At 68.8% G+C, this 20,512-nt stretch carries 15 protein-coding genes; 8 read left to right on the plus strand and 7 right to left on the minus strand.

The genetic code is table 11. The features are described from left to right. Positions 1-42: 42 nt before the first annotated feature. Together OV208_RS31020 and OV208_RS31025 are read right to left on the minus strand one after the other, a co-directional pair. On the minus strand, positions 43-6,090 hold the full coding sequence (locus OV208_RS31020; protein WP_267577554.1) for an alpha-2-macroglobulin family protein: 6,048 nt from the start codon (positions 6,088-6,090) through the stop codon (positions 43-45). Between the two features lie 48 nt (positions 6,091-6,138). Beyond that, positions 6,139-6,792, minus strand: coding sequence for an RlmE family RNA methyltransferase (locus OV208_RS31025; protein WP_267577555.1), 654 nt, complete (start codon positions 6,790-6,792; stop codon positions 6,139-6,141). 80 nt (positions 6,793-6,872) lie between these two features. Here OV208_RS31025 and OV208_RS31030 point away from each other — a divergent pair, with 80 nt between their 5' ends. Both OV208_RS31030 and OV208_RS31035 read left to right on the plus strand, forming a co-directional pair. Beyond that, positions 6,873-7,280, plus strand: a complete 408-nt coding sequence (locus OV208_RS31030; RefSeq protein WP_267577556.1) for a hypothetical protein — start codon at positions 6,873-6,875, stop codon at positions 7,278-7,280. Positions 7,281-7,343: 63 nt separating this feature from the next. Then, positions 7,344-7,631, plus strand: a complete 288-nt coding sequence (locus OV208_RS31035; protein ID WP_267577557.1) for a hypothetical protein — start codon at positions 7,344-7,346, stop codon at positions 7,629-7,631. A 3-nt stretch (positions 7,632-7,634) separates the two neighbouring features. Here the strand turns inward: OV208_RS31035 and OV208_RS31040 are convergent, their stop codons facing one another. Continuing rightward, on the minus strand, positions 7,635-8,774 hold the full coding sequence (locus tag OV208_RS31040; protein ID WP_267577558.1) for an acyl-CoA dehydrogenase family protein: 1,140 nt from the start codon (positions 8,772-8,774) through the stop codon (positions 7,635-7,637). Positions 8,775-9,109: 335 nt separating this feature from the next. Here OV208_RS31040 and OV208_RS31045 point away from each other — a divergent pair, with 335 nt between their 5' ends. The 4 genes from OV208_RS31045 to OV208_RS31060 are packed head-to-tail and all read left to right on the plus strand — an operon-like array spanning position 9,110 to position 15,159. Next, positions 9,110-10,210 carry an efflux RND transporter periplasmic adaptor subunit gene (locus OV208_RS31045; RefSeq protein WP_267577559.1) on the plus strand — a complete coding sequence of 367 codons (1,101 nt, stop codon included), beginning with the start codon at positions 9,110-9,112 and terminating at the stop codon, positions 10,208-10,210. A gap of 50 nt (positions 10,211-10,260) precedes the next feature. Then, positions 10,261-13,416, plus strand: a complete 3,156-nt coding sequence (locus OV208_RS31050) for an efflux RND transporter permease subunit (protein ID WP_267577560.1) — start codon at positions 10,261-10,263, stop codon at positions 13,414-13,416. Then, entirely contained in the window at positions 13,416-13,991 is a 576-nt protein-coding gene (locus tag OV208_RS31055; protein ID WP_267577561.1) for a MarR family winged helix-turn-helix transcriptional regulator, read from the plus strand. Before OV208_RS31050 ends, OV208_RS31055 begins: the two co-directional genes overlap by 1 nt. Positions 13,992-14,043: 52 nt before the next feature. Further along, positions 14,044-15,159 (plus strand): hypothetical protein, encoded by a 1,116-nt coding sequence (locus OV208_RS31060; protein ID WP_267577562.1) that lies wholly within the window; start codon positions 14,044-14,046, stop codon positions 15,157-15,159. A gap of 82 nt (positions 15,160-15,241) precedes the next feature. Here OV208_RS31060 and OV208_RS31065 read toward each other — a convergent pair whose 3' ends face one another. From OV208_RS31065 to OV208_RS31075, 3 genes are all read right to left on the minus strand, one after another. Then, positions 15,242-16,420, minus strand: coding sequence for a CaiB/BaiF CoA transferase family protein (locus tag OV208_RS31065; protein WP_420715061.1), 1,179 nt, complete (start codon positions 16,418-16,420; stop codon positions 15,242-15,244). 104 nt (positions 16,421-16,524) lie between these two features. After that, on the minus strand, positions 16,525-16,854 hold the full coding sequence (locus tag OV208_RS31070) for an SCP2 sterol-binding domain-containing protein (RefSeq protein WP_267577563.1): 330 nt from the start codon (positions 16,852-16,854) through the stop codon (positions 16,525-16,527). 94 nt (positions 16,855-16,948) lie between these two features. Next, entirely contained in the window at positions 16,949-17,323 is a 375-nt protein-coding gene (locus tag OV208_RS31075) for a response regulator (RefSeq protein WP_120539859.1), read from the minus strand. Positions 17,324-17,572: 249 nt separating this feature from the next. Between OV208_RS31075 and OV208_RS31080 the strand changes: the two genes are divergently transcribed. Further along, positions 17,573-18,538 carry a sensor histidine kinase gene (locus OV208_RS31080; protein ID WP_267577564.1) on the plus strand — a complete coding sequence of 322 codons (966 nt, stop codon included), beginning with the start codon at positions 17,573-17,575 and terminating at the stop codon, positions 18,536-18,538. A gap of 78 nt (positions 18,539-18,616) precedes the next feature. Further along, the gene (locus OV208_RS31085) at positions 18,617-18,853 is read left to right on the plus strand and encodes a twin-arginine translocase TatA/TatE family subunit (RefSeq protein ID WP_267577565.1); all 237 of its coding nucleotides are present in this window, start codon (positions 18,617-18,619) and stop codon (positions 18,851-18,853) included. A gap of 177 nt (positions 18,854-19,030) precedes the next feature. On the opposite strand, the gene OV208_RS31090 is transcribed toward OV208_RS31085, so the two are convergent. Beyond that, the coding region (locus OV208_RS31090; protein ID WP_267577566.1) for an AMP-dependent synthetase/ligase at positions 19,031-20,512 on the minus strand (1,482 nt) is incomplete at its 5' end.

The raw sequence follows: 20,512 nt of genomic DNA on the forward strand, positions 1-20,512 counted from the left end.
CGACGTCCCCGAAGGAGCGCCGGCCCCTGCCCCACTCGCGGACTACGGGGCCTTGCCCACGGTGAGCACCGCGCCCGTGGAGTACGCGGTGAACTCCGGCGCGTACATGGACTGCACCGTCGCCGGACCCACGCGGAAGGTGCCCGCGAGGTTGGCGCGCAGCCGGTACTTGAACGTGTACTCGCCCACCGGCAGCGCTTCGAAGAAGAAGTTCGTCCCCGAGTCGCGCACCTCTTCGTACCAGACGATGCCCAGGTCCCACTTGTGGCGGGAGACGGCATTCTCCGGCTCCAGGCCCGCGGCGCGCGGATCGCGCAGGTGCACGTACTCGGCCGCGTGCTTCGTGCGCAGCGACAGTTGCACCTCCACCTCGTCACCGGGCTGGAGCTTCGCGCCCTCCGCCAGCGGACGCAGCAGCGTCTGGTTGCCCTCGCGCACGCGCACGAAGTAGCGGCGAGACACGTGGAAGAAGTCCCCGCGCTCCTCCTTGGGCAACTCCTCCGTGGAGAAGTGCCACGTCGCGGAGGCGAAGGCGAAGCCCGGCGTCGTCTTCTCCACCACCGTGGTCGCCGTGTCGGCCTTCACCTCCGGCCCGGTGAGCACCACCTGGTTCTTCTTCCCCGTGTACACGTCCGGCGAGAAGACCATGGGCACGACCTTGGGCCCCATCGTCACCTTCAGCTCCTCGCGGATGCCCAGCGCCCCTTCCGCCTCCAGGTAGTTCACCAGCGCGTAGAGCGCCTCCGCCGTCGCGCGCGTGGACTTCCAGTGGCCCAGCTTCTTGTCCAGGAGCAGCCACTGCACCAGGCCCTCGCGGCGCGAGTCCTTGGGGCGCAATTCCGACAGCGTGCGCAGCGCGAACGCGTGCGTCTCCGTGGTGTCGTTGTACCAGAGCCAACTGCGGTCCTCGGGCGCCCAGTACGTGCCCAGCTCCTCCGTCGTCTTCGCCGAATCCATCACGCTGTCCCAGACCTTCAGCGCGTCCGGCGTCCGCTTCGCACGGTGCAGCGTGAGCGCCAGGTAGCCCTTGAGGAACGGTGCGTGCTGCTTCCAGTGCTTGAAGGAGAAGTCGAGCATGCGCTGCCGTTCGGCGGGCGTGAGCGCCTCGCCCATGTAGCGCGCGTCGGGATACGAGGACGCCACGAAGTTGAGGAACGTGAGGAACTCCCAACCCGTGTCCTTCTTCATCAGATTGTTGGCGTAGTCCTCGCGGAACTGCGTGGCCAGATATGCCCAGGCCCGCGAAGTCATCTGCGGGGGCACTTCCACCCCGTGCTCCATCGCGCGCGACAGACCGTGGAGGATGTAGACCGTCATGTACGGCGAGGGCGGGCCGCCCGGCCACCACGGGAAGCCTCCGGACGCCGTCTGCGCCTTGCGCAGCTTCTCCATCGCCGACTGGCGCTCCGCCTGCGCCACCTTCGGATCCAGCACCCGCAGCAGCTTGTCCTCGGACTCGCTTCCGCCCTTCGCCTCGGCGAGCCAGGGCGACTCCTCCAGCGTCATCTTCCGGTTCGGATCCACCGAGTCCCAGGTCTCGAAGCGCGTGGACCGCTGGCTCATCTCCTTCGCCATCTTCGCCACCGCCGGATGCTTCGCGTAGAGGCTGGAGACGATGCCGGAGGACACGAAGCGGTTGAGCGTCTGCTCCGTGCACTCGTAGGGGTAGTCCACCAGGTACGGCAGCGCCTGGAGCACCGAGTAGAAGAGCTGCGCGTCCACCGTGACGACCAGCTGCTCGTTCACCCGCGTGGGGTCATCCGAGCGCTTCAGGTCATCGAACGTCAGCGTCTTGCGGTCCTTGTTGCGCAACGTGACGAAGCGCGACTGGGCCAGGTGCATGCGCCCCGGCAGCACCGGCAGCGGACGCAGTTCGCCGTCGCTGAAGGCGCCCGACTTCGCGACGACGCGGAAGGCCACCGGGCCCACGCGCGCGGGCGTGGTGATGGGGAATCGCAGATGCGTCCCCTTCCCCGCCGCCACCGTGAAGGGCTGCGTGGACGTCTTCAGGCCGAAGTCCGCGAGCAGGCTCTTCTGCGTGTCCGGATCCACGATGTCGAACGTGAGCTGGCCCTGCTGCGTGTTGGCCCCCGCGTTGTTCACCACGACCTCCAGCTCCGCGCGGTCCCCCTCGCGCAGGAAGCGCGGCAGGTACGGGCGCACCATCAGCTCCTTCACGCTGCGGGTGGTGCGCTGCGCCGAGCCGCCCTTCAGGTCACGGGTGAGCGCGTGCACCCAGACGCTCCACGCCGTCACGGAATCCGGCACGGAGAACTCCAGCACCGCCGCGCCATCCGGTCCGGTGAGGAGCTGCGGAATCCAGAACGCCGTCTCCGCGAAGTTCGAACGCAGCGGCGGCGGCGACGCTTCCGGCGCGTTGTTGATCTCGATGACGGAGTGCCGCTTCATCTGGAGCTTCGCCTCCGGCTTCGGCGCCATGGAGGGAGCGGGCGCCGGAGGGGGCCGTGGCGCGGACTCGCCCGGAGGAGAGCCCTCCTCCTCACGCATGGAGTCCGACCTGGAACGTGCCACCGACATGGGCAACGAACCCCGATAGCGCCGCCCGTAGCCCGGGCCACCCAGTCCGTAGCCGCTGTCGAACTTCAACCGGTCCTCCGACGGCTCGCTCAGGGAGCGGCTCCTATCGAGATCGCCGAAGAGCCAGTCCCCCCCGTTGCTGGTCACGGACGACCGGATGTCGACCGACGTCGACTTCTGCGGATAGAGCTGCGCCACCTGGGGCGGCGTGTGCGGTCCGAAGAGATCCAACGACTGATCGTACATGTACGCGAGCACCTCCGCCGCCCCCGCCTCCAGCTTCACGCCCTTGGGCCCCTTCACCGTCACGCGGAAGGTCTCCTTCGCACCGGGCCGCAGCGTGTCGCGGAACGTGGCGAACTCCACGCTCAGCTCCTTGTCGTCGAAGGGGACGGCCACCGTCTGCTGGAAGCCCAGGTGCTGCCAGTCGCGCACCAGCGACAGCGTCACCGTGAAGCCCCCGCGCAGGGCCTCCGTCACCGGAATCTCCACCACCGCGCGGCCCTGTCCCGCGGTCAGCAGGCGGTGCTCGATGCGCCGGGAGCCCTGGTACACGTCCATCGTCAACGGCTGGTCCTCGTACCCGGAGGCCACCACCAGCCGCGCCACGTCGCCCACCCGCACCGACGACTGCTCCGCCATCAGCACGGCCGGCAGCCCTCTGGGTGCTCGCGCGCCAGCGACCACGAAGTCGTGCTGCGCGAGGGCCTTCTGGCCAAAGGCGTCCGTTGTCTCGTAGCGCAGGCGATACGCGCCCGCGCGCAGCGCCGGCAGCTTCACGGCCGCCACGCCATCCGCGCCGTGCGTCACCGCGGCCTGGGCTACCTCCGCGCCGTCCTCCCAATGACGCAGCGTCGACGCCAGGTCGAACCCCTGCTCCCAGCGCGGATTGAGGGCATCCCCGGGCGTGGGCGTCGACTCGCGGCGCTCCTGCGCGGAGCCCTCCAGCGGACGCGGCGCGACGACCGGCTCCTCCGAAGGCATCAGCGGGCGGGAAGGATGCTTCAGGGCCACCAGCCGCCAGCGTCCCGCGCCGGCCTGAGGAGCCCCATCCAGGTTCGAGCGCACGAGGCGCACGGCCGACGGCAGGTCTTCCCGGACGAAGCCCTGGTCGGACTCCACGCGGCCCTCCACCGACACGAAGCCCAGCCGGAAGGCCCGGCTCGCGGAGCGCGTCTCGCCGCCCTCGTCCGTCAGGTCCGCCTCCACGCGGTAGCGCCACGACACGCCCGGCGTCTTCGCCAGCCGCTCATCCGCCTCCGGGGTGAAGGCCACGGAGAAGCCGCCGTCCTCCCCCACCGACGCGGAGCCGGACGCCACCAGTTGCGGCGTCGTGGGGATGCGCTCCCAGAACCACCAGGGCGGCAGCACGGGCTCCCGCGACACGCGCCACTTCACCGCGCCGCTCGTCACCGGCAGGCCGAAGAAGTAGCGCGCCTCGCCCTTGAACGTGGCGGGCCGGTTGAGGCGGAGCGAATCGGGCGCGTCCTTCAGCGTCACCTCGAAGGTGGGCCGCTTGTACTCTTCCACGCGCACGGCGGCGTAGCCCGAGGGGCTCGTCCGCACGAGCCACCGTCCCAGCGGCCTGCCCAGGGGCACCGTGAACTCCCCCGCCACCGAACCGAACGTGTTGGTGCGCACCTCACGGGTCTCCACCACCTGCCCGTTGGGGTCGGAGAGCGACACCGTCACCGGCGCGTCGGGCATCACCTGATGGCGCTTCGTTCCCTCGTCCGCGAGATAGGTCACCACCTTCCACAGCAGCTTCTGCTGCGGCCGGTACACGGAGCGGTCGGTGTAGATCAGCGTCTGCGGCGCCGTGTACGGGGGCCGCTCCGCGTACACGAACACCGCGCCCGGGTACACCATCACGCCCTTGCCGCGCCCCAGCACCAGCATCCCGTCCGTGTTCTGCTCACGGGCCGTCGCTTCGATGACGAGGTCCCCGCGCTCATCCGTGCGGCGGCTGACGACGCCAAAGCGCTGCTTCTGGTAGTCCGGCGTGACGAGCCGCACCTCCACGTTCGGAGCACCCGCCCCCGTCGCGCCGTCCACCACGCGCACCTCCGCCCGGCCCGAACCGACGCGGCGGACCACCACGGCCCACGGCGACACGTTCATCGTCAGCGAGACGAGCTGGTTGTCCTTCTCCCGGAAGTCCTCGCGCACGGACATGACCAGCGCGTACACGCCGGGCTTGAGCGGCGGCGGCGTCACGAAGGTCTGGTGCGACTGGAAGTCGGGCGTCTTCGGCAGCACCGTGCTCCAGACCGCCTCGGGCTTGCGCGTGGTGATCATCTTGCGCACTTCTTCGCCCGACGCGATGAGCGACAGGTCCTGCCCGGGCTTCACGATCTTCGCTTCCACATCCAGCGCGAACGCCCGGAAGTACACCGCGGCCACGTTGCGGTGGCGCACCTCGATGGAGCGCTTGCCCGCGCCGTCCACCTGCATCACGGAGGCGGACAGGTCCGGAGCCTCCAGGGACTTCACCTTCACCCCACAGCGAAGCCCCCCGAACGACTTCGGCCACGCCTCCGCCCCGGCCTTCGCCGCGGCGTGCGCCGACACCTTTCGTCCCGCCTGATCCTCCAGCTCCGCGAGCTGGAGCTGCCCCACCGACCACCACGGCACGTCCCGGAATTCCTTCAGGTGCGCGGTCAGGTGTTCCTGCACGCGCAGTTGATCCGCGGCGTCGTTGAAGGACGTGGACAGGACGTCATAGCGCCGCAGCCGAGCCTCCAGCGCCGCCTCTCGCCGGCCCGCCGCCAGGTGCCACGCCTCCAGGTCCCCCAGCAGCGCCGCCACCTTCATCAGCGGATGCACCGCCGGATCCACCAGGTCCACCTTCGGCGTGCCCGCCAGGAGCGCGCCCAGGTCCAACCGGTACACCTGCTGCTCCTGCTCCGGGCGCCACAGGTCCGTGCGCTCCAACAGCTCCACCCACAGGTACGTCACCGCGTCGCGCAGCGTGGAGCGGATGCCGTCCGGGTACGAGTTGGGCTCGATGTACTCCGACAGCGCCTTCACCGGCTCGGTGCCCAGGTCCTGACGCAGCGCCCAGACGGCGGCCTGCGCGCGCTGCGCCTCCGTCACCAGCTGGTCCTTCGTCCACGCCTTCAGGTCCACCGGCCCCGTGGACGCCACCTGTTCGCGCTGGCCGATTTCGTAGCCGTACGCGTCCAGGTAGTGCGTGAGCACCGCCGAATAGAAGAGGTTCAGCGTGGCCCGCGACCGCGCGTCATCCGGCCAGGGCTGCTCGCGCAGGAAGCGCACCGTCGTCTCGTAGCCGTGCAACTGCGTGCGGAGCTGCACGGTGCGCACCAGCGCGCGCGTCCACTCGTCCGCGTCCTTCTTCGCCTTCGCTGCGACGAGCCGGGCTTCGGCCCCCTGCGCCGCGGACTCCACCTTGTCGTCCTCGACGAGCTTGTCGATGGCCTTCCACGTCGGGGGCGCCTTCGCCTGGGCCTGCGCGGACGAGGGTTGCAGCAACGCGAACGACAGCAGGCACAGCACGACGGCGAGCGCACGCGGGCGCGAAGGTTCAAACATGGGCGGCACTCTAGACGCCGCCCACCCCGCAGGCGTTCCCTCTTCGCGTCAGGAAGCGATGGGGGCCGCGGGGGTCGCCGGAGCCCGGCGCCGCAGCCCCACCACGTAGACCTCCATGCTGGCGCCGCGCGTGGCCTCCGGCCGCACCACCTTCACCTCTTCGTACAGACGACGCACCTCGTCGCGGAAGTCCTCGAAGTCGCCGCCCATGAAGACCTTGGCCACGAACGTGCCCCCGGCCCGGCCGCGCACCGCCGCCACCTCCAGCGCCTTGCCCGCGAGCCGGAGGCTGCGCGCCTCGTCCGTGCCCTTGATGCCGGACGTCTTGGGCGCCATGTCGGAGATCACCGCGTCGTACGGCCCGTCGTACAGCGCGGCCAGCTTCGCGTCGAAGTCGTCCGCCAACACGTCCAGCACCGCCGTCGTCACCTGCTTCTGGGAGAACGGCCGGATGGCGACGATGTCCACGCCGATGACGCGCCCGGAGACGCCCACGGCGTCCACGAGAATCTGGAGGAAGCCGCCCGGCGCCGCCCCCAGGTCCAACACCGCCGCGCCCTTCTTCACGGAGGTGGGAAAGCGCTTGAGGATTTCGTCGACCTTGAAGGCCGACCGCGCGCGCAGGCCCTCTTGCTTGGCTTTCTGGAAATAGTGGTCTTTAGGACGGTAGGACTTGCCCATGTCAGACCCCGTCCCTAGCATCCGATACTGTCTTCGGAAAGCCGGAGCAGTCGCGGCCTGTTCATCGTCCGCGCCAACGGTTTTTCCGGAGGGTTGAGGGCATGGGCACCCGGAGCGTGACAGCGGCCTTGACCATCTCCCTGCTCTTCGCGGGCGGAGCGGCGTTCTGCTACACGCGCGCCGAAACCCTCCAGGCGGAAGGGCGGTGGCTGATGGCCCGGAGCAACGCCCAGGCCACCGACTTCGCCCAGAAGCTGGACGGGACGTCCGTGGACGCCCAGCTCAAGACGTTCAAGGAGCGCCGGGGCGTGATGGAGAAGGCCCACCGCTGGCAGCGGGGCATGCTGCTGGGCGTCATGGCCGCCGTCCTGTCCGCCCTGTCCGCCTACGTCCTCTTCCTGCTCAAGCGGCTGGACGACCAGCTCCTGGACGCCACCGGCGAGCTGCGCCGGCCCCAGGAAGCCTCCTCGCACCCCACCCCGGCGTTCACGCCCAGCGTCCAGCGCTGAAGGCCCCGGGTTCCTGGATTCTGGCAGGATGCCGCCCCGGCCATTCACGGGGAGGACCTTGCCATGCCCGGTTGTGCGCACTGCGGACGCTCGCTCGGCATCATCGCCAACCAGGTGGGCCGCAACGACGCCTGCCCGGGCTGTGACGAGGACCTGCGCTCGTGCCGCAACTGCCGGCACTTCGACCTCTCCGTGGCCAAGGCCTGCAAGGAGCCCTTCGCGGAGGTGCCCCGCGACAAGGACGGGGCCAACTTCTGCGAACTGTTCCAGTTGGGCGAAGGCGGCCTGCACCATAAGGACTCACGCGACGCGCTGCTCAGCGCCGCGGAGTCCCTCTTCCGCAAGAAGTAGGGGCTAGAAGCCGTACAGCTTGGAGATGATCTCCTTCATCACCTCGGAGGTGCCACCGCCGATGGTGATGAGCCGCACGTCCCGCCACATCCGCGCGATGGGCGTCTCCTCGATGTAGCCCATGCCGCCGAAGAACTGCTGGCAGTCGTAGGCCACGCGCTGCGCGAGGTCGCCCGCGAACAGCTTCGCCATGGAGACCTCCTTCACCGGGTTCTCCCCCCGGTCGAAGAGGTCCACCGCGTGGTAGGTGAGCCGCCGCGCCGCCTCCACCGCCGCCAGGTGCTCCACGAACTTGTGGCGCCACACCTGGAACTTGATGAGGGGCCGGCCGAACGCCTCGCGCTCGCCGCCGTACTGGATGGCGTCCTCCAGCATCCGGTCCATGCCGCCCACCGTGGTGATGGCCCCCACCAGGCGCTCGCCCTGGAAGTTCGTCATCACGTGGTAGAAGCCCTGGTTCTCCTCGCCCAGCACGTAGCGGGCCGGAATCCGGCAGTCCTCGAAGTAGAGGATGGCCGTGTCCGAGGACAGGTTGCCAATCTTGTCCAGCTTCTTGGAGATGCTGAACCCCTTCACGTCCGTGGGGAACGTGACGAGCGAGATGCCGCCGTAGCCCTGCTCACCCGTGCGCACCGCCAGCGTGATGAAGTCCGCGCGCGTGCCGTTGGTGATCCACATCTTGGAGCCGTTGATGACGTAGTCGTCACCGTCGCGCCGGGCCGTCGTCTTGATGCTCGCCACGTCGGAGCCACAGCCCGGCTCGCTCACGCCCAGTGCCGCGATGCGGTCGCCCTTGAGCGCGGGCTCCAGGAACTCGCGCTTCTGCTCGTCGGTTCCAATCTCGTTGATGATGGGCGTGGCCATCTGGCTCTGCACCAGCAGCGCCATGTTCACGCCCGCGTTGCGGCTGCGGCTCAGCTCCTCCGCGAACGCCGTCACGTACCAGTAGTCCAGGCCGCTGCCGCCGAACTTGGGGTCGTGGTTGATGCCCAGGAAGCCCAGGTCGCCGCACTTCTTGAAGAGCTCGCGGGGGAAGATGCCCGCGCGATCCCACTCCAGTCCGTACGGCGCCATCTCCTTCTCCACGAAGGCGCGCACCGTCTTGCGAAACGCCTCGTGATCCTCGGTGAACGGATTGAGCATCGCTGGTCCTCGGAAAGTGACTCGGGGGGTGTTTCCGGCGTGGATTGACTCGCGAATCAATAACAGGCGCTTCGTGTCAGCCACAAGCAACGCACGCCGTCCCTTGCTCCCTGCATCGCGTCAAATCATGCTGACGCAACGCGCCGCCCCCGGTGTTCAGCTCCCGGAGCAAGCAGGCAGGCCCGCAGGGTCCCCTTGAGGGTGGATAGTCCGCATTACGGAGTATCCTCTTGACAGATAATCGAGCATCGGTAATTTCTAGCCCCCAAAGAATATCAGCCGGAGCAGGTATCCGGGCGGGTGATCCGCCGGACAACCGGCAGGAGTTCGGACGCGTGAATCAGCGAATCTTGGCCGCCGTGGTGGCCGTTGCGGTGTCGACGGCAGGGTGCTCGAAGGCGGGGGCGGAGAAGGCGCAGCTTCCGACGCCGCAGGAAGGCGCGAACGCGATGGGCGTCAAGGCGATCACGCCGGCCACGGAGCTGGCGCAGAACGTGACGCGCGTCACCGGCCAGGTGCGCTCCAAGCAGGAGGCGACGCTGGGTCCGTCCGCCACCGGCACGCTCATGAAGGTGAACGTGCGGGTGGGCGACAAGGTGAAGAAGGGCGACGTGCTGGCGGTGCTGGACACGTCCAACGTGCGCATCGCGGTGGACCAGACGCGCGCGGCCAAGGACATGGCGGAAGCGTCGCTGCAACTGGCCACCAGCACCCTGGAGCGCACGCGCAAGGTCGCCGAGTCCGGCGGCGTCGCGGCCAACGCGCTGGAGCAGGCGGAGATCGGCCAGAAGCAGGCGGCTGCCCAGGCGGCCCAGGCTGGCGCGGCGCTGCGGCTGGCGGAGGAGAACCTGCGCGACCACAACATCACCGCGCCGTTCGACGGCGTCATCACCTCGCGCACGAAGAACGTGGGCGACTCCGTGGCGATGACGCCCTCCACCCCGGTGTTCTCCATCGTGGACGCCGACGGGCTGGAGATCCGGATGCTGGTGCCGGAGTCGGTCATCGACAACGTGGCGCCGGGCACCATCACGCCGGGCATCGTGAACCCTAGCGGCATGCGCTTCGAGGCGAAGGTCGTCAACGTGGGCGCCGTCATCGACGCGCAGAGCCGCACCGTGGAGGTGCTGGCGGACGTGACGGGCAAGACGGAGCGCCCGCTGCGCCCGGGCGCGCTCGTGGAGATGGACTTCTCCAAGGCCGCGGGCGATTCGGGCAACGGCCTGTTCCTGCCCTCTCAGGCGGTCAGCAGCAAGGGCCAGGACGGCTTCGTGTGGGTGGTGCAGGACGGCACCGTGCGCAAGCGCGACGTGCGCGTGCAGCGCGTGCTGCCGGGCTACGTGAAGGTGTTGCAGGGCCTCACGGCGGAGGAGCGCGTGCTCGCCGACGCCTCGCTGGACGTCAAGGAGGGGACCGCGGTGCGCGTCGCGCAGTAGCGCGAACGCCGGTCCTCCCTTCCCTCCCCTTTCCTTCGGGTACCTGAAGAATGCTCAAGACCTTCATTACACGGCCCATCTTCACCGCCATGCTGATGCTGGCGGTGGTGGTGTTCGGCCTGTTCGCCTATCCGCGCATCGGCGTGGATCAATTCCCCGACGTGGACTTCCCCGTCGTCACGGTGACGACGATCCTCCCGGGCGCCGACCCGGAGTCCATGGAGAAGAACGTCTCCGACCCGCTGGAGGAGGCGCTCAACACGCTCAACGGCGTGGACACGCTGCGCTCCATCAACCTGGAGAGCGTTTCGCAGATCGTCGTGCAGTTCAAGCTGTCCACCAAGGTGGAGGTCGCCGCCCAGGACGTGCGCGACCGCGTGCAGGCCACGCTCAGCAAGCTGCCCGATGAAGTGGAGACGCCCGTCGTCGAGAAGTTCGACATCGGCGCGGCCCCCATCATCACCCTCGCGCTGGCGGGTCCCCTGCCGGTGGAGGAGCTGACGCGCGTCGCGGACGACATCGTGAAGCCCGCCCTGCAGCGCCAGCCGGGCGTGGGCAGCATCGACATCGTCGGTGGCCGTGAGCGGGAGATCCAGCTGGTGGTGGACCCGCAACGGCTGCGCGGCTACGGGCTGGCCATCAGCGACGTCAGCCAGGCGCTCAAGGCGCAGAGCCTGGACGTCCCGGGTGGCCGCAGCACGGACAGCGGCCGCGAGCGCATCGTGCGCCTGACCTCCGAAGCCAAGAGCGTGGATGACATCCGGGAGATCGTCATCTCCAGCATGGGCGGCTCGCCCGTGCGCGTGCGCGACATCGCGGAGGTGGTGGACGGCCCCGCGGAGCAGCGCTCCAGCGCCAAGAGCGGGGATCGCAACGCCGTGGCGCTCGTGGTGCGCAAGCAGTCCGGCTCCAACACGGTGCAGGTGGCGGACCTGGTGAAGGAGTCGCTCGACGACATGAACAAGCTGCTACCCCCGGGCGTGGTGGTGGAGACCGTGACGGACAACGCGCGGTTCATCCGTTCGTCCATCCACGCGGTGCAGGAGGACCTCATCCTGGGCGGCGTGCTCGCCGTGCTCATCGTGCTCGTGTTCCTGCGCAACCTGCGCTCCACCATCGTGGCGGCCATCGCGCTGCCGGTGTCCGTCGTGGGCACGTTCGCGGTGATGGCGGCGCTGGGCTTCACCTTCAACATGATCACGATGCTGGCGCTGACGCTGTCCATCGGTCTGCTCATCGACGACGCCATCGTGGTCATCGAGAACATCGTGCGTCACATGGAAGAGGGCGCGTCGCCCATGCAGGCCGCGCTGGAGGGCGCCGGACAGATTGCCCTCGCGGTGCTCGCGGTGACGCTGGCCATCGTGGCGGTGTTCATCCCGGTGGCCTTCATGGACGGCATGATCGGTAAGTTCTTCTACCAGTTCGGTGTCACGGTGGCGGTGGCGACGCTCATCTCCTACGTGGTGTCGATGACGCTCACGCCCATGCTGTCCTCCAGGCTCTTGCGCGAGCACGGCCACCCGACGGGCGTCTCCGCGATGGTGGAGAAGGTGCTCGTGGGCATGGAGAACGGCTACCGGCGCATCCTGGCCGCCATCCTGAACCACCGCGCGGTGTCGATGATCGTCGCGGTGCTGGTGCTCTTCGCCACCTTCGGAATGATGCGGTTCCTCAAGTTCACGTTCATCCCGGAGCAGGACAACGGCAACATCAAGCTCACGGTGGAGCTGCCCATCGGGTCCACCATCCAGGAGACCCAGGCCCAGTTGGACACGCTGGAGGCGCAGGTGCGCACCATCCCTGGCGTCACCTCCACGTTCACCACCGCGGGCGGCGGCGTGCAGGAAGAGGTCCACAAGGGCGAGGTGCTCATCAACCTGTCGGCCGTGAAGGACCGCAGCTTCAAGCAGAGCGAGCTGAAGACGTACCTGCGCCAGAACATGCACGCGCCCAAGGGCGTCCTCCTGTCCGTGCAGGACATCTCCGGCGTGGCCGGCGGCGGCAACCGTTCGCAGGCGGTGCAGTACAACCTGCGCGGTGACAACTGGAAGGAGCTGACGGAGTCCGCGGAGAAGATGCGCAAGGAGATGATGAAGAACCCGGGCCTCACCGACGTGGACATGACGTACCGCTCCGGCAAGCCGCAGTACGACGTGCAGGTGGACCGCGACCGCGCGGCCACGCTGGGCGTCCCCGCCGCGTCCCTGGGCGCCACGCTGCGCGCCTACCTGGGCCGCGACAAGGTGCTGGACTACCGCGAGGGCGGTGAGACGTACGAGGTGAAGCTGCGCCTCACGCCGGAGACGCTGGCCTCCGCGGACGCGCTCGGCCAGCTCGCCGTGCGCTCGCCCACGGGGCAGCTGGTGGAGCTGCGCAACCTGGCGAAGATCACCCCCGCGGAGGGCCCGGTGCAGATCGACCGTCAGGCCCAGCAGCGGCAGATCACCATGCTGGCGAACCTGGCGTCCGGGTACGCGCTCTCCGACGCCATCACCTACCTGCAGGCCTACTCCGCCAAGGAGCTGCCCAAGAGCGTCAGGGGCGAGCTGGAAGGCAACGCGAAGGAGCTGGGCAAGTCGGTGGCCGCCTTCGGCACCGCGCTGCTCTTGGGCATCATCCTCATCTACATGATCCTCGCGGCCCAGTTCGAAAGCCTCATCCACCCCTTCACCATCATGCTGTCGCTGCCCTTCGCCTTCATCGGAGCGATTGGCGGCCTGCTGATCACCGGCCAGTCCATGTCCATGTTCGCCCTCATCGGCGTCATCATGCTCATGGGTCTGGTGGTGAAGAACGGCATCCTCCTGGTCGACTTCACGCTCCAGGTGCGTGAGAAGGGCCGCACGGCGCACGAAGCCCTGCTGGAGGCCGCGCCCATCCGTCTGCGTCCCATCCTCATGACGACCATCGCGATGATCGCCGGCATGATTCCGGTGGCGATCGCGAAGGGCGACGGCGCGGAGACGCGCGCGCCCATGGCCATCACCATCATCGGTGGCCTCATCACCTCCACGTTCCTGACGCTGGGCGTGGTGCCGGTGGTGTACTCGCTGATGGATCAGCTCGCCGCCCGCTTCAGCCGCAAGAAGGACAAGGACGCGGGCTTTGCCGGTGGCGCGGGCACGGCGCACGGCGCTCCCGGCAACCAGGACCGCGAGCGGGAGGCGGCAGCAGCAGCGGCCGCTCGGGTGGAGACGGCCTGATGCGCCGCCCCACCTCCATCACCCCGCCCCCGGACGCCGACGCGCGCTCCGGGGGGCTGGAGGAGGCCGCGGACGAGCCCGCCGACGAGCTGTCGCCGGCGGACCGTCTGCTCCAGGAAGGCGACCAGTCCACGCCGGACTCGCGCCGCTTCCTGGCACTCCTCAAGGATCTGGCCAACTTCCGCTCCCTGAGGGATCCGCTGGCCAGCCTCTGTGACGACATGCGGCTCACCCCCACCCAGGTCCACGCGCTGGGCTGGTTGGGGATGGACGGCCCCACCCAGGTGGGCGTGCTGGCGCAGCGCATCGGCATCACCAAGAAGACCATCACCGGAGTGGTGGACCGGCTGGAGGACATGGGGATGGTGGAGCGTGGACGGGACGCGGAGGACCGCCGCGCCGTCACCGCGAAGCTCACCGACAAGGGCTGTGAACTCTACAAGATCATCAACCTGATGACCGACGCTGGCGTCCGTCGGTTGATGGGCCTGCTGGAGCCCGCGGACCGCGAGTCGTTGTTCGGCATCATCGAGCGGATGCTCGCACGTCTGAAGAGCACCTCCCCGGTGCGCTGAAGAGGCTGGGAGATGCGCGCAGCGGCGCGGGCTGCGACACTGGCCCGCGCCCATGCTCCCCTCTTCCGTGGCCCTGCTCGGGTTCGCCCTGAGCGCTTCCCCGCCCGCTCCTGCTTCGACGCCTGTCTCCGCGGCCTCGGTGCTCCACGCGCAGTGCCGCACGCACGCCGCGGATCCGAAAAACCCCTGGGCGCTGGCGCACGGCATGGACCTGGACGGCAGGGCCTTCCGCACCCGCGACGCGCGTCCCGCCGCGGATGCCATCGTCGCGGGCTTCCTGCGCCGTGAGTCCGCCAATGCGGGCGCTCTGGCGCGCTACGTCTTCGACGCGTTCGCCCCGGATGGCACGCCCGTGGAGCCCCACCCGGCGCTCCAGGTGAAGACGTTCCTGCTCTCAGGCTACCCGCTGTCGCATACCTTCCCCGCGTCGTGGGGACCGGTGTCGCTGCGCGAGTTGGTGGCGTCGCTCCAGCATGACTTCCGTCCCGCGCTCGCCACCTCGCCGGACGGAGCGTGGGCGCTGGATGCGCTGTCGCACGTGCTCAAGCCTGGAGGCTCGTTCCAGAACGACGCGAGGCAGACGGTGCGCATCGACGCGGTGATGGACGCCGCGCTGGGCACGCTGGAGTCCGCCAATACGGCGCTGGCGGACGGAATGAAGGCCGGCCGCGCGGAGGTGCCCAAGAACAAGCAGGGCATCTACGCGCACCCCTGTGGCGGGCTCCACTTCTTCCAGGCCGTCGTGGGTTGGGCCCGCTTCCCCTCGGTGCGCAAGGCGTGGGGCGCGCGGCTGGACGCGCAGGTGGACGTGCTCGTGTACCGGCTGGGTTCAGAGGCACGCCAGTACGAAGCCGCGCTCGTCGCCGCACCCGCGTACCGCATCCCGGTGCTGGTGCAGATGGTGAAGTTCTACGGACACTGGCTGGAGGCGCTGGGGCGCTACCGGAACGAGACCGGCTGGAAGCCCACGCCCGCGCAGGCCCGCGCGGTGGCGGAGGCCCGCGCCGCGCTGGAGAGCGCCACCCTGCGACTGGAGGCCACGGGCGCCTTTCGCGACACCGCGACGCTGGCCCTGAAGGAGCCCCAGCTCGCCCTCGACCTGGTGGGAGACGCGTGTCACGCGGCGCGCGGCTGGGACCTGTGGTCGCCGCCCTCCGGCGCGAAGTGAACCGGGGCCGGCAAGGCGCCCTTTCGGATGCCGCCCCTTCCCGCGCAGGCGGCATCCTTCGCAAGCCACCGCCGGCACTCCTTCACACCCCCAGGCGCGCTATCTCCTCGGCCGTGAAGCCCGCGGCTTCGAGGATGGCGCGGGAGTGCTGGCCCAGCGCGGGCGGTGGACGCAGCGGGACTTCCCCCATCCGCAGCGGCGTGAGCAGGTGCGTCACCCGGATGCCTCGCTGCGCATCCTCCGTCTCCACGAAGAGGCCACGGGCACGAAGCTGGGCGTCGGACAGCACCTCATCGCCCTCCGCCACCGGCTCCACGCAGAGGTCCGCGCCGGCGAGCAGCTCGCGCCAGTGGGCCAGGGGCTGACTTTCGAAGATGCGCTTCAGCTCCGCCTTCACGCGCTCACCGGGTTCGCCCGGCACATACGCATCGTCCAGCAGCTCCGGACGACCCAGCTTCGCCGCGAGCGCGCCGAAGAACTTGGGCTCGAGCGCCCCCACCGCGAGCCAGCGGTTGTCCGCGGTGCGATACAGGCCATAGCTGGGGTAGCCGCCGTTGAGCGCCTCGCGGCCTCGCGTGAGCGGCGTGCCCTCCGCGCCGGTGAACAGGCGCGCGGCCAGGTGCAGGTGCAGGAACGCCAGCGCGCCGTCCGTCATGGACACGTCCACGAAGCGGCCCACACCCGTGCGCTCCCGCTCATGCAGCGCGGCGAGGATGCCCACCAGCGCGAACAGGCTGCCGCCGCCAATGTCCGCCACCTGCACGCCCGGGAACGCGGGGGCGCCGTCCGGTTCGCCGCCGTACCCCAGCAGGCCCGCCCGGGCCGCGTAGTTCAAATCATGCCCCGCCTTGAGCCGGTCCGGGCCCGTCTGGCCGTAGCCGGAGATGGCGCAGTAGATGAGGCGCGGGTTCTTCGCGCGCAGCACCGCTTCGCCCACGCCCAGCTTGTCCATGACGCCGGGCCGGAAGCTCTCCACCAGCACGTCGTACTGGGCCACGAGGCGCAGGAGCGCGTCCCGCCCCTCCGGCGTCTTGAGGTTCAGCGCCAGCGAACGCTTGTTGCGGTGCAGCCCGTAGAAGAGCGCGCCCTCGCCGTCGCGCTGGGGCGGCATGTGGCGCGTGGCGTCCCCCACGTCCGGATCCTCCACCTTGTCGACGGTGGCTCCCAGGTCCGCCAGCACCAGCGTCGCGTAGGGACCGGGCAACAGGCGCGACAGGTCCAACACGCGCAGGCCCGCGAGGGGTGATGACATCGGAGACATGAGGGGGGCACTCCAGAAGGGGGAGGTTGAAACGGAAGACGGCGCGTTCCCCTGGAAGGAAACGCGCCGCCGACTCGACAAAGGGAAGCGTGCCGGCTTCGAGATCAGCCGAGCAGCTTCGCGAGCTTCATCGCGAGACCCATGTCCATCGGCTTGAACTTGAGCTTGCCCTGCATGGCGGCCATCTGCGCGTTCAGCTTCTTCTCGCGGATCTTCACGAAGTCGTCGTTGCTGACGGTGACCGTCATCTTCGACGCGCCTTCGATGCCCGGCGTCACCCAGCCCTCGGACTTGGTGGCGTCCAGCGTCCACTTGCCGCCGCCCTCACCTCCGATGTCGAAGTGGATGATGGCGTTGATGTCCTTCGCCAGCTCCGGCTTCTCCTTCAGGACGGCGGGAATGTCGGTCTCGATGATGTCCTTCGCGGTCGCCATGGCTCGCTCCTTTTTCAACGTTGATTGGTGAATCAATACCGCGCGGACCGTAATGGTGGCTCCCCGGTCGGGTCAAGCACGGGAGGCGTCCGTGTCAGGCCTGCGTCGTTTCCACCACCGGGTTGAGCGAGTGGCGGACCATGGCGAGCAGGTCGTTGAGTTCGAACGGCTTGGCCAGGTGCCCCACCGCGCCAATGTCCTTGGCCTTGCTGCCGACATTGCGATCCGCGCTCAGGACGATGAGCGGAATCGACGCGACGGACGGCTTCTGGCGCATGCGCTGGGCGAACTCCCACCCGTCCATCACCGGCATCATCAGGTCCAACAGGATGAGCTGAGGCGGATCCGGCTCCAGACGCTCCAGGGCTTCCTTTCCGTTTCGGGCACGGCGGATTTCGAAGCCCTCGGCTTCGAGGATCTCCGAAAGGGCCTCCAGGATGTCGGGATCATCATCCACGACGAGAACCACGGGCGAACCAGTCTGCTGTGCGTTGAGCGAGGTCAGAGGTGTCTCCTCGATGCCGCTTCCGGAATCTAGCTTCCACCATCCGAGGACCGTCTGGCGCAAGAAATTAAGGCGCCCCCACTCGTAACGGGAGCCCGTTGCAAAACCGACAGTCACTGCGCACCCTTCCGGAGACCCGAATGAGGGCAGGGGGAGGTCCGCGTGACATGGTTGGGGGAGACAGAGGCAAGTCACGAGCCAGCACCCGGCCTCGTGCTCCTGTCCCGTCAGGGGACGCCGCGCCTGCTTGGCCCCCTGCTGCTTGAACACCTGGGTCTGGAGGCGCTGCCGCCGCTCGTGGCCGCGGACGGCCTGGACGGCCTGCTGTCGGCCGCGGGCTTCCACCCGCGCGAAGGCGTCCGGGGCGTGTGGGAGCGTGAGGGCCGCGCGCTGATGGCGGGCGAGGAAGCGCTGGAGGACGGCGGTCGGCTGGTGTGGACGCGGCCGGTGCCCTTGAGTTCCGAGCGGGTGGCGGAGCGCGTGCGCTACCTGTCACTCGCGTCGCACGACCTGCGCGGGTCCCTGGCCAACATCCGCTCGTACGCGGCGCTGCTGCTCAACGGGCGCGTGCCGCTGGAGCCCAAGGCGCAGCGCGGCCTGGAGACCATCCTGCGCAACGCGGACCGCTCGCTGTCCTTCGCCCAGGACTTCTTTGATTCGAGCCGCGCGGAGCTGGGCGCGCTGGCCGTGGAGCGCGAGCGACAGCCGCTGCTCCCCATCCTGGACGCGGCGGTGGAGCGCATGCGGGCCGCGTCCTCCGCCGCCAGCGTGGCGCTGGTGATGGATCCGCTGCCGGACCTGCCTGATGTGGAGGTGGACGCGGGCCGCATCCAGCACGCGGTGGAGGCCTTCGTACACCACCACCTGGTGCGCGCGCAGCCAGGCGAGGAGCTTCACGTCCGGGCCGTCAGCCTGGGACCCCAGGTGCGGGTGGAGGTGCGCCGCGACGGCGCGCCCGTTCCGGAAGAGGACATCGTCGCCGTCTTCCAGTGCGAGGAGCGCGCGTTCCGCGAGCGCAAGCTGGAGGATCCGCTGCGCGTCTTCCTGGCCCGGCAGGAGGTGGAGGCGCACGGCGGCCAGGTCGGTGCCCAGACGGACGCAGGCGGCAGCACCCTGTTCCTCACGCTGCCGGTGCCGCTGCCCCGGGAGCTCGCGCATCCAGCGGGCTGGCAGGCATGAGCGGCCCGGGCGGGAGTTGCTAGCGCGACCCACCTCCCACCGCTATGCTCCAGCGCGCATTGTGCGAGGAGCGAAGCCATGGGTTTGAAGCTTCCTGAGATTCTTTTGATTTTCGCGGCGCTGCTGCTGCTGTTCGGCGGCTCGCGGCTGCCGCAGCTCGGCTCGTCCCTGGGCAGTGCGCTCCGCAACTTCAAGCGCGGCTTCTCCACCGACGAGAAGGAAGACGTCGACGAGAAGAAGACGCCGGGCACCCTGTCCGCGGCCTCCGGCGTGGACAAGGACGTGGCGGCCAAGTCTCCCAGCCACCACGCATGAAGCCGTCCGGGCGGGCCCTGAAGGTCCGTCCTCCAGCGCCGTCACACCCTTGACGCCCGTACCGGGGACCGCGCGAAGCGGCTTCGGACGGGCGTCGGGCTTTGGCGTGCCGCACCTACCCACCGCGAAGGCCCCCCGCGCCCCTCAGGGGACGCCAGGGAGCCCCGGCGGGGAACTTCAGTCCATCACCTTCGCGCCGTCGTACATGGCGTCGATGGCGGTCTTGTACTTCTGGCTGGCGACCTTGCGCTTCACCTTGAGGGTGGGCGTGAGTTCCCCGGACTCCTGCGTGAAGTCCGCGTCCATCACCGCGATCTTCTTGATGCTGGAGTACGGCGGAATCTCCGCGTTCACCTTCTTGATGATCTCCTCGACGGCCGTCTTGATCTCCGGCCGCTGGGAGTTCTGCGCGTAGCTGCCCACCGCGATGCCCTTGTCCTCCAGGAGCTTGCGCGCCGGGTCTTCCGACACGGTGATGAGCGCGACGAGGAACGGACGCTTGTCGCCGTACACCATGGCCTGGCTGATGAGCGGGAACGTCTTGAGCGTGTTCTCGATGTTCTGAGGCGCCACGTTCTTGCCGCCCGCGGTGACGATGATGTCCTTCTTGCGGTCGGTGATGCGCAGGTAGTTGTCCGAGTCCACCTCGCCGATGTCGCCGGTGTGGAACCAGCCATCCGGCTCCAGCACCTCCGCGGTGGCCTCCGGGTTCTTGTAGTAGCCCTTCATCACGCAGGGGCCACGCACGAGAATCTCACCGTCCGCGGCGATCTTGATCTCCGTGCCCGGCACCGGCGGGCCCACGGTGCCGATCTTGATCTTCTCCACGCGGTTGGCGTTGCAGGGGGCGCTCGTCTCCGTGAGGCCGTAGCCCTCCAGCACCTTGAGCTCGAGCAGGTCGAAGAAGTAGGCGATCTTCCGCGACAGCGGCGCGCCGCCGGAGATGAAGATGCGCATGTTGCCGCCCAGCTTCTCGTTCAGCGTCTTGCGCACCTTGGAGAAGACCAGCTTCTTCGCCAGGCCGAACATCAGCGTGTTGTATTCGCGGCCCTGCGCCTTGGCCTCGGCGTACTCGTCGAACAGGCCGAAGGCCCAGTTGAAGAGCTTGCCCTTCACGCCCGGCGCCGCGGAGCCGTTGGCGACGACGTTGTTGTAGACCTTCTCGAACACGCGCGGCACCGACGGGAGCACCGTGGGGCGCGTCTCCGCCAGGTTCGCCAGCAGCTTGTCCACCGACTCCGCGATGATGAGGCGGAAGCCCATGGACAGCCACGCGGCCTTCACCACCTGGGCGAACACGTGCGCCAGGGGCAGGAACAGCATCACCGAGTCCTCGGGCTTCATCATGCCCATGGCCTGGGTGGCCTTCGCTTCATAGGCCCAGTTGCCGTGGGTCAGGATGACGCCCTTGGGGTCGCCCGTGGTGCCGGAGGTGTAGATGAGCAGGTTCGTGTCATCCGGCTTCACCGCGGCGATGCGCTGAGCGAAGGACTCCTCGGTGGCCTGGGGGCCGCTCTTGCCGGACGCGATCACGTCCGCGAGCGAAACCTCCATGTCGCCGCTGACCGGACCCTCGAAGACGACGATCTTCTTGAGGGAGGGGATCTCATTCAGCTTGGAGCGCACGCGCGACAGGCGGCCCAACTGCTTGGCATCCTT

Origin of the sequence: Corallococcus sp. bb12-1, assembly GCF_026626765.1 — a bacterium.
Taxonomy (GTDB): Bacteria; Myxococcota; Myxococcia; order Myxococcales; family Myxococcaceae; genus Corallococcus; species Corallococcus terminator.